This window comes from Dactylosporangium sp. NPDC000521 (genome assembly GCF_042898305.1).
Lineage (GTDB): Bacteria > Actinomycetota > Actinomycetes > Mycobacteriales > Micromonosporaceae > Dactylosporangium.
Genome location: NZ_JBIAYW010000008.1, coordinates 74,067 through 87,395 on the forward strand (window position 1 = coordinate 74,067; position 13,329 = coordinate 87,395).

Below are 13,329 nucleotides of genomic sequence, written 5' to 3' on the forward strand. Positions count from 1 at the left end.
CCTCTACCGCTCGTATGCGCAGTTCTTCCGCCAGCACCGCAACCTCACCGAGATGTACACGCTGACCCGCGACATCGCCGCGACCAACCACGACGGCACGCTGCCCGACGTGCTGCTCAGACGGGTGCGGGCGCTGCTGATCGCGGACTCGGCCACCCTCTGGCTACCCGAGCACGGGCGTCACCACGAGATGCTGCTGTCCGCCCGGTTCGACTACCCCGGGCTGCTGGACAGCGCCACGACACCGGACCTGTTCCGGCAGCTGGCGATGCGCACCGGGCAGACCGTCGTCGCCGGGCCCAAGTCCGGCGCGCCGGAGCTGCAGTCCGCGTTGCAGAAGGCAGGCGTCAAGGACGTCATCGTCGTGCCGCTGCGCTCCAGCGGCGTCGCCATCGGCACTCTGGAAGTCGCCGGCCGCCTCGGCGAAAAGGTCCAGTTCGGCAAGGAGAACGTGCAGCTGCTCGAGACGCTGTCCGTCCAGGTCGGCGCGGCGGTGGAGAACAGCCGGCTGGTTGACCGGCTCCAGTTCGATGCCAACCACGACGCGCTCACCGGCCTGGCCAACCGGCGGCGGATGCTCACCGCGCTGGGCGAGGCGATGACCGGCCGTGGCCCGCGCGAGGTCGTCGCCGTGCTGCTGTTCGACGTCGTCGCGCTGCGCGGCGTGAACGAGTCGCTGGGGCACGACGCGGGCGACCAGGTGCTGATCCAGGTCGCCAAGCGGCTGCGCGGGCTGGCGCCGCAGGGGGCGCTGGTGGCCCGGGTCGGCGGCGACGAGTTCGCGGTCGAGCTGCGCACCGCCAGCGCCGAGGCGGCCACGGCGGTCGCCGACACGCTGCGGGCGGGGCTCCGCGACCGGATGGTCATCGACTCGCTCACGATCGACGTCGACACCAACGTCGGGGTGTCGATCTACCCCGACCACGGCTCGGAGCCCGGGGCGCTGCTGCAGCGGGCCGTCGTGGCCACCTCGGTGGCCAAGTCCCGCGGGATCGTCCAGGTGTTCAACGCGGGCCTGCAGTCGCGCTCGGTACGGCGCGTCGGGCTCGCGGCGGACCTGGAGGCCGCGCTCAACACCGGCGAGCTCGAGGTCTACTTCCAGCCCAAGGTCGCACTCACGGACCGCCGGCTCGTCGGCGTGGAGTGCCTGGCCCGCTGGGAGCACCCGGTGCACGGCCAGGTCGCCCCGCCGGACTTCGTCGCGGTCGCGGAGCACACCGGCCAGCTCTCCCGGCTCAATGGGGTGGTCCTCCGCGAAGGTATCCGCAGGGCCCGTCAGTGGGCCGACGCCGGGCGTTCGCTCACCGTTGCGGTCAACATCTCGGTCCGGACGCTGAACGACGCAGACTTCCCGCTGCAGGTTTCGGAGCTGCTTCAGGAGCACGGCGTGCCCGCCGACCGGATCATCCTGGAGCTGTCGGAGGCGGAGCTGCTCGACAGTGGGCGCGCCGTCCCGGCCCTGAAGCGGCTGCGCGACCTCGGGGTGCTGCTGTCGGTGGACGACTTCGGGGCGGGGCGATCCTCGTTCGCGGACCTGAGCCGGCTGCCGGTCCAGGAGGTCAAGATCGACCGGACGTTCGTGCAGGGGATCGCCACCGGGGCCGGCGACCTGGCGATCGTGCGGACCGTCGTCGACATGGCCCGGCACTTCGGCCTCGCGGTGGTCGCCGAGGGCGTTGAGAGCGAGCTCACACTCGGGCTGCTCGAGGACATGCAGTGCGACATGGGCCAGGGGTTCCTGTTCAGCCGGGCGCTGCCGTACGAGCGCTTCGAGTCCTGGCTGCAGGTCCAGGCCGACGCCGACCCCACCGAGGCGCCCGCCGGCCAGGTTCGCTGGCTGCGCGCCGTCCCGTAACCCCGGCCGGCGCCCAGGTGCGCCGAATCGCCGGGGTGCCGCGCACTGCGGCTGGATGGACGCCGACCGCGTCCCGGACAAGCCGGAGCGGCCGGCGGGCCGTGGCGGCGGTCCCGGCTGCGGCGAAGCGGGGCAGGGCCGGCACCGCGTTCCCCAAGGGGCGCCACACCCCGTACACGGCACAAAGCGGGTGATGCATCGAAGCGGGGGAGGATCAGCACGCCCCGGAGTGGAGGGCGCGCCGCCACCGCGGCGTCGGTGGCGCGGCGGGGGACGGGCGCGGCCGCCGTGGCCGGACACGCCGAGGTAGGCCTTCTGAGCTGCGATGATGCCGGTTCGGGGAAGTCGATTTCGTGCCACGGCGAGGGCCGTGTACGCTTAGCGAGCGCATGTGCGGGATCGCACGTGATGCGCCCCCTTAGCTCAGTCGGCAGAGCGTCTCCATGGTAAGGAGAAGGTCTACGGTTCGATTCCGTAAGGGGGCTCGAGAGACCGGGCTTGAGACATCGAGTCCGCCGCGGCGGTGTAGCTCAGATGGCAGAGCAAGCGGCTCATAATCGCTGTGTCGCCGGTTCAAGTCCGGCCACCGCTACAGAAGCACCACAGAGGTCGCCGATTCGGCGACTGCCAGTGTGAGCCGCTATGCTCGTTCGCTGGACCTGAACCCCGCTCTGAAGGAAGGCACTTCGCCATGGCCAAGGCGACCGACGTTCGTCCGAAGATCACGCTGGCGTGCACGGAGTGCAAAGAGCGGAACTACATCACCAAGAAGAACCGCCGCAACGACCCGGACCGCATCGAGCTGAAGAAGTTCTGCCCCCGGGACGGCAAGCACACCGTGCACCGCGAGACGCGATAACCCGATCCTGACGACGACGCCCCGGCCAAGCGGCCGGGGCGTCTCGCGTTCATCGGAAGTGCGAACGGTAAGTTGCACACCATGCCGTTGGATCAGTCGTACATGGGCCGGGTGTTTCCGCCGACCCCGCCTTACGAGGTCGCCCGGGAGAAGATCCGGGAGTTCGCCGACGCGGTGAGCGCCAGCGACCCGGTGCACCGGGATCTCGCCGAGGCGCGCGCCAAGGGCTACAAGGATGTGATCGCCCCGCCCACGTTCGCGATCATCCTGAGTCAGAACGCCGGGCAGCAGCTGGTCGAGGACCAGGCGTTCGGGTTGGACTACAGCCGGGTGGTGCACGGCGGGCAGACGTTCCGCTACGAGCGGCCGATCGTCGCCGGCGATCACCTGGTGACGGTGATGGCGGTGGAGGAGATCAGCAGCCGCGCAGGGCACGCGTTCCTGACGACCCGGCACCAGGTGTCGACGGTCGAGGGCGAGCTCGTCGTGACGATCTGGACCCGCCTCGTGGTCCGTGGGGAGGGCTGAGATGCAGGTCGGCACCGTATTCCCGCCGCAGACGTTCCAGGTGACCCGCGCCGATCTGGTGCGCTATGCGGGGGCCTCCGGCGACTTCAACCCGATCCACTGGAGCGACCGCGTCGCGACGTCGGTCGGGCTGCCGGGTGTCATCGCACACGGCATGCTGACGATGGCCCTGGCCGGGCAGGCGGTTGCCTGTTGGGTGGGTGGCACCGCGTCGATCGTCGAGTACTCCACCCGGTTCGCCAACCCGGTGGTGGTCCCGGACGACGACAAAGGCACCGAGATCGTGGTGAGCGGGGTCGTGAAGCGGGTAGCGGAAGATGGTGTCGCGCAGATCGACATCACCGCCACGTGTAACGGCGACAAGATTCTTGGCGCCGCAAAAGCCCTGGTCAGGGGCTGATAGGCGGCACAGGAGAGGGGGGTGGTTGGGATATCCCACCCGAACCCGTACACTGGTCGCCCGTGGGGTGAGCAACCTCTCGGCACCCGATTCGTCGGGGCCAAGAGGGGCGATCACCACGAAGGGGTGTGGCGCAATTGGCAGCGCAGCGGTCTCCAAAACCGCAGGTTGCAGGTTCAAGTCCTGTCGCCCCTGCGCCGAAGGCCTGACCTGGGTCTGGGGTGCCCGATCCGCCGATCGGGTCGGACCTCCAGCGGTCACGGGTTGGTCCCGCCGAGTGCCGCCGGCTCATCGCCGGTGGCCCTGGTCGGGCAGATCCGCGGGCCACTCATCGGACCGAGCACTCGCGAGATCACGGAAGAGGGCGAAAGTGGCCGAACGCAGGCGACGCGGGACCGACCCCGCCGACGATCGCCGTGACGAGGAGCTCAGCGCCGAGGACGCGGCCATCGAGGAAGAGTTCGCCGACGAGCTCGATGAGCTCGACGACGAGCTTGACGATGACGTGGACGCCGATGACGCGGACGGCAAGACGGTCCTGACGAAGTCCAAGGACGCGAAGGCGAAGTCCAAGGACGTCAAAGCGGCGGACAAGAAGAAGACCAAGGTCAAAGAGGACGGCTCGAACAACATCTTCGCGCGGCTCATCAACTTCGTCCGCGAGGTTGTCGCCGAACTGCGTAAGGTGATCTGGCCGACTCGCAAGGAGCTGACCACTTACACGGTTGTTGTCGTCGTGTTCGTGATCGTGATGCTGACGATCGTGGGTGGCCTCGACTACCTGCTCGCCAAGGGCGTCCTCTGGGCCTTCGGCAACAAAGCGGAGTAGTCCACAGCGGACCGGCCGCAGACGCGAAGACTTGACAGACGGAAGTGAGCAGCGTGCAGGAATTCGACGAGACCGCCGGGACCGACGACGAGCAGCGCGAGGAAACGTCGACGGTGATGACGGCCGCCACGCCGAGCACGGCCCCCGAGCCTGCATCGGCGGCGACCGACGCCGAGGACCCCGTCGCCGAGTTGCGTGCCGCACTGCGCTTCGCGCCCGGTGACTGGTATGTGGTGCACTCCTACGCCGGTTACGAGAACAAGGTCAAGACGAATCTCGAGACCCGTATCACGAGCCTCGACATGGAAGAGTTCATCTACCAGGTCGAGGTCCCGACTCGTGAAGAGGTCGAGATCAAGAACGGCAAGCGCACCCAGGTGCAGAACAAGGTCTTCCCCGGCTACATCCTCGTCCGGATGGAGCTGACGGCGGAGTCCTACTCGTGCGTGCGCAACACGCCGGGCGTGACCGGCTTCGTCGGCGCGACCGACCGGGCCGACCGGCCGGCGCCGCTGTCGCTGGACGAGGTCCTCAAGTGGCTCGCGCCGGTGGTGCAGCAGGAGGGCAAGAAGGCCGGCAAGCCCGAGGTCAAGGTCCTCGACTTCGAGGTCGGCGACTCGGTCACCGTCACCGACGGCGCGTTCGCCTCGCTGCAGGCCACGATCAGCGAGATCAACGCCGATCAGCAGAAGCTCAAGGTCCTGGTCTCGATCTTCGGCCGGGAGACCCCGGTGGAGCTCAACTTCAACCAGGTCACGAAGATCTAATTCGCCTGCGGTACGCTTGAGCGTCCGGCCATGTGCCGGACGCTCAGTCGTGCGCGAAGACCGCTGCGGCGCCAGCCGAGAAGCGAAGCACGAATCATTCCAGCCCAGGAAGACGAAAGCAGCCATGCCTCCGAAGAAGAAGCTCGTCAAGACCTTCACGCTTCAGTTGCCGGGCGGCCAGGCCACTCCGGCGCCGCCGGTCGGCCCCGCGCTCGGTCAGCACGGTGTGAACATCATGGAGTTCGTCAAGGCGTACAACGCCCAGACGGAGTCCCAGCGCGGCGACATCATCCCCGCGCAGATCAGCGTCTACGAGGACCGGACGTTCACGTTCATCCTCAAGACCCCGCCCGCCGCCCGCCTGCTGCTCAAGGCCGCCGGCGTGCCGAAGGGCTCGGGCGTGCCGCAGAAGGACAAGGTCGGCTCGATCACCAAGGCCCAGCTGCGCGAGGTCGCCGAGAAGAAGATGGCCGACCTCAACGCCAACGACATCGAGCAGGCCGAGAAGATCATTGCCGGCACCGCCCGCTCCATGGGCATCGTCGTCAAGGACTGACGAGGCCCGAGACCGGCCGAGGCGGACCAACCGAGGCCGGGCAACAGACCTGATCACCACGTGGGAGGGCGCCCGGATGGCGGTGCCCGCACGATCACCACAGGAGTAAAGCGACATGTCGCAGCACGGCAAGAACTACCGCAAGGTCTCGGACCTTGTCGACCGCAGCGCGCTGTACAGCCCCATCGCTGCCGTGAAGCTGGCCAAGCAGACCAGCACCGTCAAGTTCGACCCCACCGTCGAGGTGGCCATGCGGCTGGGCGTCGACCCCCGCAAGGCCGACCAGATGGTCCGTGGCACGGTCAACCTGCCGCACGGCACCGGTAAGACCGCCCGCGTCATCGTCTTCGCGCAGGGCCCGAAGGCCGCCGAGGCCGAGGCCGCCGGCGCCGACGCGGTGGGCACCGACGACCTCGTCGCCCGGATCCAGGAAGGCTGGCTGGACTTCGACGCGGCGATCGCCACCCCCGACCAGATGGCCAAGATCGGCCGGATCGCGCGGATCCTGGGCCCGCGCGGCCTGATGCCGAACCCGAAGACGGGCACGGTCACGATGGACGTCACCAAGGCGGTCAACGAGATCAAGGGCGGCAAGATCACCTACCGGGTGGACAAGCACTCCAACCTCCACCTGATCATCGGCAAGGCGAGCTTCACCGAGCAGCAGCTGGTGGAGAACTACGCGGCGGTCCTCGACGAGGTCAACCGGGCCAAGCCGAGCGCGGCCAAGGGCAAGTACCTGAAGAAGATCTTCATCACCACCACCATGGGCCCCGGCATCCCGGTCGACCCGAACCGCACGCGCAACCTCCTCGAGGACGACGCGGCAGCAGCGGAGTAAGCACGGCAGCACGACGACGGCGGGCATCCGAGGGTGCCCGCCGTCGTCTATGTTCGGGGGCGTGCAGTTCCACGACGTCTGGTTCCGGTACGCCCGCAAGGCGGCGTGGACCCTGCAGCACGTCGACCTGGAGCTCGGCCCCGGCGAGACCGCGGTCGTGCTCGGCCCCAACGGCTCCGGCAAGTCGACCCTCCTCCAGCTCGCCGCGGGGGTGCTCCGCCCGGTGCGGGGCAGCATCTCCGGCAGGCCGCCGGTCGTGGGCTGGGTCCCGGAGCGGTTCCCCGCCGACCAGCCCTTCACGGCCCGGGCCCATCTGCGACACATGGCGGCGATCCGGAAGGCGCCGGCCGCGGCCATCGACGAGTGGGCGGAGCGGCTCGACTTCGCGGGATTCCTCGACGTACGCCTGAGCAACCTCTCCAAGGGCTCCGCCCAGAAGGTGGGCCTCGTGCAGGCGCTGCTGGAGCCACCCGGCCTGCTGGTGCTGGACGAGCCGTGGGAGGGCCTGGACGCCAGGACCCGCGACCACGTGCCGGCCATCGTCGCCGACGTCGTCGCCCGCGGCGGCGCCGTGCTGATCAGCGACCACCTCGGCGAGGTCTCCCGCCTGCCGGACGCCCGCCGCTGGCACGTCCGCGACGGCCGGGTGAGCGAAGACCGCCGGCAGGGCGCGACCGGGCCCCGGGGTGAACGCCCGGCGGGCCGGCGGATCATCGAGCTCGCGGTGAAGGCGGCGCACGCCGACCGGGCCGTGGCGCGGCTGCGCGCCGACGGCTTCGACGTGCTGGGTGTCCGGGAGGAGCGGTGACCGCACTGGTCAGGATGCGGCTCGCGGGGTTCGTGCAGACCGGCAGGGCCGCGGCCCCGCTGCTGACCGCCCTGGTCGTGCTGTCCGTCCTGTACGGCGGGGGCCAGTCGCAGGCCGGCGAGGCCTACGGGGTGTCGGCGGCGGTGCTGTTCGCGGTCCTGGCCTGGCAGACGAAGCTCCTGCTCGACGTGGAGCCCGACGTGCAGCGGCGGATCGGCCGGGTCGCGGTCGGCGCCGGCCGCGAGACCGCTGTCGGGATCGTCGCGGCGCTGGTCGCCGCCCAGCCGGTGATCCTGGTCGCGATGATCCTGCCCTGGCTCGTCGGTGGCGTCACCACGCCGGAGGCCGGCGACCCGCCGCTGCCGGAGGGGATCGCGCTCGGCCTGTGGGCGCACCTGCTGCTGCTCCTGCCGGCGGTCGGCCTCGGCGCCCTGGCCAGCCGTGCGGCGTCCGGTCAGGCGGCCCGCGGCCTGGCGATCCTCGTCGGCGGTGTGGTCATGGCGATCGTCCTCGGCCTGAAGCACTCGCCGGCGCCCTGGCTGGCCCCGCCCCTGATGACCGCCGCCCGCGACACCGTCGGCGGCGCCGGCCTGGCGACCGTCGCCGTGACGACCGGCTGGGGCGTGGCCTGGGCGGCCGGCGCCGTCGCGCTCTACGCTCACCTGCGCCGCAGCCGCCCGTAGACGAAACGCCGCGATTTGGTGACGGACGAGCGGTCAAGTACAGTTTCAGCGAAACCCGAAGACCGCTGGTCATGTCCGCGTGAGCGGACATCGAAGGCCCTGTGTCAACGCAGGCGACCCGCGCAGGGCCGGACAAAGCGTTGCCGACATGATGTCGCTCCGCCCCGTGCGCCCCTGCGCCCGGGGCGTTTTTCGTTGCCGCGAGTGCGCCCGAGAGCGTGGCCAGCACCGTAGCAAGAGAGAGGAGGGACATGGCGGACAAGCCGGTTCGAGACGACAAGGCCACCGCGGTCGCGGAGCTCACCGAGAGCTTCCGGGGCGCGACGGCCACCGTGCTGACCGAGTACCGCGGCCTGACCGTGGCGCAGCTCAAGACCCTGCGCCGCAGCCTGGGCCGCGAGACCACGTACGCCGTCGCGAAGAACACGCTCGCGAAGCGTGCCGCGACGGACGCGGGCATCAGCGGGCTCGACGATTTGTTCTCCGGTCCTACCGCGCTCGCTTTCGTCTCCGGCGACCCGGTCGAGGCGGCGAAGAGCCTCCGCGAGTTCGCGAAGGCCCACCCGCTGCTCGTCATCAAGGGCGGCGTTTTCGAGGGCAAGGCCATCAGCGCGGACGAGGTCCGTCGCCTGGCCGACCTGGAGTCCCGTGAGGTGCTGCTGGCCAAGCTGGCCGGCGCCATGAAGGGCACCATGTCCAAGGCCGCCGCGCTGTTCCAGGCGCCGCTGTCGAAGACGGCCCGCACGGTCCAGGCCCTGGCCGACAAGCGCGCAGAGGAATCCGGTAGCGCGGCCGCCGAGTAGGCCCGTGCTCCACACCACTTTTTCGAAAGGAACGCCAACATGGCGAAGCTGAGCACCTCCGAGCTCCTCGACGCGTTCAAGGAGATGACCCTGATCGAGCTCTCCGAGTTCGTGAAGGAGTTCGAGACCACGTTCGACGTCACCGCTGCCGCTCCGGTCGCGATCGCCGCCGGTGGCGGCGCCGCCGCTCCGGTCGAGGAGAAGGAGGAGCAGTCGGAGTTCGACGTCGTCCTCGAGGGTGACGGTGGCAAGAAGATCCAGGTCATCAAGGTCGTGCGCGAGCTGACCGGCCTGGGCCTGAAGGAGGCCAAGGACCTCGTCGAGGCCGCGCCGAAGGCCGTCCTCGAGAAGGTCAACAAGGACACGGCCGACAAGGCCAAGGCCAAGCTCGAGGGCGAAGGCGCCAAGGTCACCCTCAAGTAGGACCGCTCCAAGCGCAAGGCCACGGAAGGGCGGCCGCCGGGAAACCGGCGGCCGCCCTTTCACATGGGGAGCACGGGAGCATGTAAGGACCCAAGATCTAGGGGTGGCCACCACAACACCTTGTGATCAGAGTGCGAGATTTCCGTCACGGTTGCCCGACGCGCGTGGGAACCCTTGACGCGATGACCTGGTGGCAGGCACGCTAATCAGGCACTGCCTTTCCGCGGACGCGGCGGCCGGTGGCCCGACAGATGTGCCCCGATCCTTCTTGGGTCTGGCTCAGCGCACATCGCCCGGTGAGCCCCAGGCCTCGACCGACGCGAGCGGCTCGGCCGGTGGAACAGCGATCTTCAAAAAGATCGTTGAAACATCGTGCACGGGGCCGCTCGACAGCGGTTAGCCTTTCGGCTACACTGCTAGTTTGCGCTGTCTTCTGACTTCACCTCTGGCGTGGAGTGCCTCTTCGTGGGCACTTCGCATCGGGGGTTGTCAGGCTGCACGCGAAACGGCCTGTCTGCACCACCGGTCCTCGGAAGGACGCATCTTGGCAGCTTCCCGCCCTGCGAAGACCAGTTCGAGCGCATACGCTCCCCGCCGGGTCTCCTTCGGCAGGATCACCGAACACCTTGAGGTTCCCAACCTCCTTGCCATCCAAACCGACTCGTTCGACTGGTTGGTTGGCAACGAGAAGTGGCAGAGCCGCTCGGCCGGTGATCCGCACGCCCGTTCCGGGCTGGCGGAGATCCTCGATGAAATCAGTCCTATTGAGGACTTCTCCGGCACGATGTCCCTGTCGTTCTCCGCGCCCCGCTTCGACGAGGTCAAGGCTCCCATGGAGGAGTGCAAGGAGAAGGACCTCACCTACTGCGCGCCGCTGTTCGTGACGGCGGAGTTCACCAACCACACCACTGGCGAGATCAAGAGCCAGACGGTGTTCATGGGCGACTTCCCGATGATGACGCCCAAGGGCACCTTCATCATCAACGGCACCGAGCGCGTCGTGGTCAGCCAGCTCGTCCGGTCGCCGGGCGTGTACTTCGACAAGCAGCCGGACAAGACCTCCGACCGCGACCTCACCAGCGTCAAGGTCATCCCGAGCCGGGGTGCCTGGCTGGAGTTCGACATCGACAAGCGCGACACCGTCGGTGTCCGCATCGACCGCAAGCGCCGGCAGGCCGTCTCCGTCCTGCTCAAGGCCATCGGTTGGTCCGCCGAGCGCATCCGTGAGAAGTTCGGCTGGTCCGAGCTCATGATGACGACGCTCGAGAAGGACCACATCGCCGGCCAGGACGAGGCCCTGCTCGACATCTACCGCAAGCTCCGTCCGGGCGAGCCCCCGACGCGTGAGAACGCGCAGACCCTCCTCGACAACCTCTTCTTCAACCCGAAGCGATACGACGTCGCCAAGGTCGGTCGATACAAGTTCAACAAGAAGCTCGAGTTGGACCTCCCGATCAACCAGGGTGTGCTGACCGAAGAGGACATCGTCGCCACGGTCGAGTACCTCTGCCGCCTGCACACGGGCGAGGAGGGCTACGAGGCCGACGACATCGACCACTTCGGCAACCGGCGCCTGCGCACGGTCGGCGAGCTCATCCAGAACCAGGTCCGCGTGGGCCTGTCCCGGATGGAGCGCGTCGTCCGCGAGCGCATGACGACGCAGGACGTCGAGGCGATCACGCCGCAGACCCTGATCAACATCCGCCCCGTCGTGGCGGCGATCAAGGAGTTCTTCGGCACGTCGCAGCTGTCGCAGTTCATGGACCAGACCAACCCGCTCGCCGGTCTTACCCACCGGCGCCGGCTGAGCGCGCTCGGCCCGGGTGGTCTGTCGCGTGAGCGGGCCGGCTTCGAGGTCCGGGACGTGCACCCGTCGCACTACGGCCGCATGTGCCCGATCGAGACCCCTGAAGGCCCCAACATCGGTCTCATCGGCGCGCTGTCGACGTTCGCGCGGGTCAACCCGTTCGGCTTCGTCGAGACGCCGTACCGGAAGGTCGTCGACGGCCGGGTCACCGACCAGATCGACTACCTGACCGCCGACGAGGAGGACCGGTTCGTCAAGGCGCAGGCCAACGCTCCGCTCAAGAGCGACGGCAACTTCGCCGAGGACCGCATCCTCGTCCGCCGGAAGGGCGGTGAGGTCGACAACGTCCCCGCCGACCAGGTCGACTACATGGACGTGTCGCCGCGGCAGATGACCTCGGTCGCCACCGCGATGATCCCGTTCCTCGAGCACGACGACGCCAACCGTGCACTCATGGGCGCCAACATGCAGCGCCAGGCGGTGCCGCTGGTCAAGGCCGAGGCTCCGCTCGTCGGCACCGGCATGGAGTACCGTGCCGCCGTCGACGCCGGTGACGTGGTCGTGGCCGAGGTCGCCGGCGTGGTCGAGGACATGTGCGCCGACTACATCACGATCCACCAGGACGACGGCCACCGCCGGACCTACCTGCTGCACAAGTTCCGCCGCTCCAACTCCGGCTCCTGCGTCAACCAGAAGCCGGTGATCTTCGAGGGCGACCGGGTCGAGGCGGGGCAGGTCATCGCCGACGGTCCGTGCACCGACGAGGGCGAGATGGCGCTCGGGCGCAACCTGCTCGTGGCGTTCATGCCCTGGGAGGGTCACAACTACGAAGACGCCATCATCCTGTCCCAGAAGCTGGTGCAGAACGACGTCCTCACCTCGATCCACATCGAGGAGCACGAGGTCGACGCGCGCGACACCAAGCTGGGGCCGGAGGAGATCACCCGCGACATCCCGAACGTCAGCGAGGAGATGCTCGCCGACCTCGACGAGCGGGGGATCATCCGGATCGGCGCCGAGGTCGTGACCGGCGACATCCTGGTCGGCAAGGTCACCCCCAAGGGTGAGACCGAGCTGACCCCGGAGGAGCGCCTGCTCCGCGCGATCTTCGGTGAGAAGGCCCGCGAGGTGCGCGACACCAGCCTCAAGGTGCCGCACGGCGAGACCGGCACGGTCATCGGCGTGCGCACGTTCAGCCGGGAGGACGGCGACGAGCTGTCCCCGGGCGTCAACGAGCTGGTGCGCGTCTACGTGGCCCAGAAGCGGAAGATCCAGGACGGCGACAAGCTCGCCGGCCGCCACGGCAACAAGGGCGTCATCTCGAAGATCCTCCCGGTCGAGGACATGCCGTTCCTCGAGGACGGCACCCCGGTCGACATCGTGCTCAACCCGCTCGGTGTGCCGAGCCGGATGAACATCGGCCAGGTCCTGGAGACCCACCTGGGGTGGGTGGCCAAGACAGGCTGGAAGATCGACGGTGACGACACCGAGTGGAAGCGGGCGCTGAAGGCCATCAACGCGGGGGAGTCCGAGCCGGACACCAACGTCGCGACCCCGGTCTTCGACGGCGCCAAGGAGGAAGAGATCGCCGGCCTGATGAGCAGCACGCTGCCCAACCGGGACGGCCACCAGCTCATCGGCGCCAGCGGCAAGGCGCGGCTGTTCGACGGCCGCTCCGGTGAGCCGCTGCCGGACCCGATCGCGGTGGGCTACATCTACATCCTCAAGCTCAACCACCTGGTCGACGACAAGATCCACGCTCGCTCCACCGGCCCGTACTCGATGATCACGCAGCAGCCGCTGGGTGGTAAGGCGCAGTTCGGTGGCCAGCGCTTCGGTGAGATGGAGTGCTGGGCCATGCAGGCCTACGGCGCGGCCTACGCGCTGCAGGAGCTGCTGACGATCAAGTCCGACGACGTCCTCGGACGCGTCAAGGTCTACGAGGCGATCGTCAAGGGCGAGAACATCCCGGAGCCGGGCATCCCGGAGTCCTTCAAGGTGCTCCTCAAGGAGCTGCAGTCGCTGTGCCTGAACGTCGAGGTGCTCTCCAGCGACGGCGTGGCCCTCGAGATGCGCGAGACGGACGACGAGGTGTTCCGCGCCGCCGAGGAACTCGGCATCGACCTCTCCCGGCGTGAGCCGAGCAGCGTCGAGGAAGTTTGATCCGTGG

At 68.7% G+C, this 13,329-nt stretch carries 13 protein-coding genes and 3 tRNA genes; all 16 read left to right on the top strand.

The window, feature by feature from the left end; all coding sequences use genetic code 11:
• Positions 1–1,855: putative bifunctional diguanylate cyclase/phosphodiesterase (locus ACFY3L_RS25870; protein ID WP_389329043.1), on the top strand; the 1,855-nt coding region annotated here is incomplete at its 5' end.
• A 412-nt stretch (positions 1,856–2,267) separates the two neighbouring features.
• Positions 2,268–2,340, top strand: a tRNA-Thr gene (locus ACFY3L_RS25875).
• A 34-nt stretch (positions 2,341–2,374) separates the two neighbouring features.
• Positions 2,375–2,447, top strand: a tRNA-Met gene (locus ACFY3L_RS25880).
• A 99-nt stretch (positions 2,448–2,546) separates the two neighbouring features.
• Positions 2,547–2,714, top strand: a complete 168-nt coding sequence (gene rpmG / locus ACFY3L_RS25885; protein WP_033357682.1) for a 50S ribosomal protein L33 — start codon at positions 2,547–2,549, stop codon at positions 2,712–2,714.
• A gap of 81 nt (positions 2,715–2,795) precedes the next feature.
• Positions 2,796–3,242, top strand: a complete 447-nt coding sequence (locus ACFY3L_RS25890) for a MaoC family dehydratase N-terminal domain-containing protein (protein ID WP_389329046.1) — start codon at positions 2,796–2,798, stop codon at positions 3,240–3,242.
• 1 nt (position 3,243) lies between these two features.
• The gene (locus tag ACFY3L_RS25895) at positions 3,244–3,642 is read left to right on the top strand and encodes a MaoC family dehydratase (protein WP_389329049.1); all 399 of its coding nucleotides are present in this window, start codon (positions 3,244–3,246) and stop codon (positions 3,640–3,642) included.
• Between the two features lie 122 nt (positions 3,643–3,764).
• Positions 3,765–3,837, top strand: a tRNA-Trp gene (locus ACFY3L_RS25900).
• A 175-nt stretch (positions 3,838–4,012) separates the two neighbouring features.
• Positions 4,013–4,471, top strand: a complete 459-nt coding sequence (gene secE, locus ACFY3L_RS25905; protein ID WP_389329052.1) for a preprotein translocase subunit SecE — start codon at positions 4,013–4,015, stop codon at positions 4,469–4,471.
• Positions 4,472–4,524: 53 nt separating this feature from the next.
• Positions 4,525–5,238: a transcription termination/antitermination protein NusG gene (gene nusG / locus ACFY3L_RS25910; RefSeq protein ID WP_389329055.1), complete on the top strand. Its 714-nt coding sequence runs from the start codon at positions 4,525–4,527 to the stop codon at positions 5,236–5,238.
• 124 nt (positions 5,239–5,362) lie between these two features.
• On the top strand, positions 5,363–5,794 hold the full coding sequence (gene rplK / locus ACFY3L_RS25915) for a 50S ribosomal protein L11 (protein WP_033357679.1): 432 nt from the start codon (positions 5,363–5,365) through the stop codon (positions 5,792–5,794).
• Between the two features lie 115 nt (positions 5,795–5,909).
• A complete protein-coding gene (rplA, locus tag ACFY3L_RS25920) occupies positions 5,910–6,635 on the top strand; it encodes a 50S ribosomal protein L1 (RefSeq protein WP_389329058.1) in 726 nt (241 codons plus the stop codon).
• A gap of 61 nt (positions 6,636–6,696) precedes the next feature.
• Positions 6,697–7,443 carry an ATP-binding cassette domain-containing protein gene (locus ACFY3L_RS25925; RefSeq protein WP_389329061.1) on the top strand — a complete coding sequence of 249 codons (747 nt, stop codon included), beginning with the start codon at positions 6,697–6,699 and terminating at the stop codon, positions 7,441–7,443.
• Complete coding sequence (locus tag ACFY3L_RS25930; protein ID WP_389329064.1) at positions 7,440–8,126, top strand: hypothetical protein; 687 nt, start codon at positions 7,440–7,442, stop codon at positions 8,124–8,126. The genes ACFY3L_RS25925 and ACFY3L_RS25930 overlap by 4 nt, the downstream gene beginning before the upstream one ends.
• Before the next feature lie 251 nt (positions 8,127–8,377).
• A complete protein-coding gene (gene rplJ / locus ACFY3L_RS25935) occupies positions 8,378–8,929 on the top strand; it encodes a 50S ribosomal protein L10 (protein ID WP_389329066.1) in 552 nt (183 codons plus the stop codon).
• Between the two features lie 39 nt (positions 8,930–8,968).
• Positions 8,969–9,352, top strand: coding sequence for a 50S ribosomal protein L7/L12 (gene rplL / locus ACFY3L_RS25940; protein WP_389329069.1), 384 nt, complete (start codon positions 8,969–8,971; stop codon positions 9,350–9,352).
• A gap of 544 nt (positions 9,353–9,896) precedes the next feature.
• Entirely contained in the window at positions 9,897–13,322 is a 3,426-nt protein-coding gene (locus tag ACFY3L_RS25945) for a DNA-directed RNA polymerase subunit beta (protein WP_389329072.1), read from the top strand.
• Positions 13,323–13,329 lie beyond the last annotated feature (7 nt).

What these genes read in the sequence shown, in the direction of transcription:
- ACFY3L_RS25890 (WP_389329046.1), top strand. Translation starts at nt 2,796, where the DNA reads ATGCCGTTGGATCAGTCGTACATGGGCCGGGTGTTTCCGCCGACCCCG.
- rplJ (WP_389329066.1), top strand. Translation starts at nt 8,378, where the DNA reads ATGGCGGACAAGCCGGTTCGAGACGACAAGGCCACCGCGGTCGCGGAG.
- rpmG (WP_033357682.1), top strand. Translation starts at nt 2,547, where the DNA reads ATGGCCAAGGCGACCGACGTTCGTCCGAAGATCACGCTGGCGTGCACG.
- rplA (WP_389329058.1), top strand. Translation starts at nt 5,910, where the DNA reads ATGTCGCAGCACGGCAAGAACTACCGCAAGGTCTCGGACCTTGTCGAC.
- rplL (WP_389329069.1), top strand. Translation starts at nt 8,969, where the DNA reads ATGGCGAAGCTGAGCACCTCCGAGCTCCTCGACGCGTTCAAGGAGATG.
- rplK (WP_033357679.1), top strand. Translation starts at nt 5,363, where the DNA reads ATGCCTCCGAAGAAGAAGCTCGTCAAGACCTTCACGCTTCAGTTGCCG.
- ACFY3L_RS25895 (WP_389329049.1), top strand. Translation starts at nt 3,244, where the DNA reads ATGCAGGTCGGCACCGTATTCCCGCCGCAGACGTTCCAGGTGACCCGC.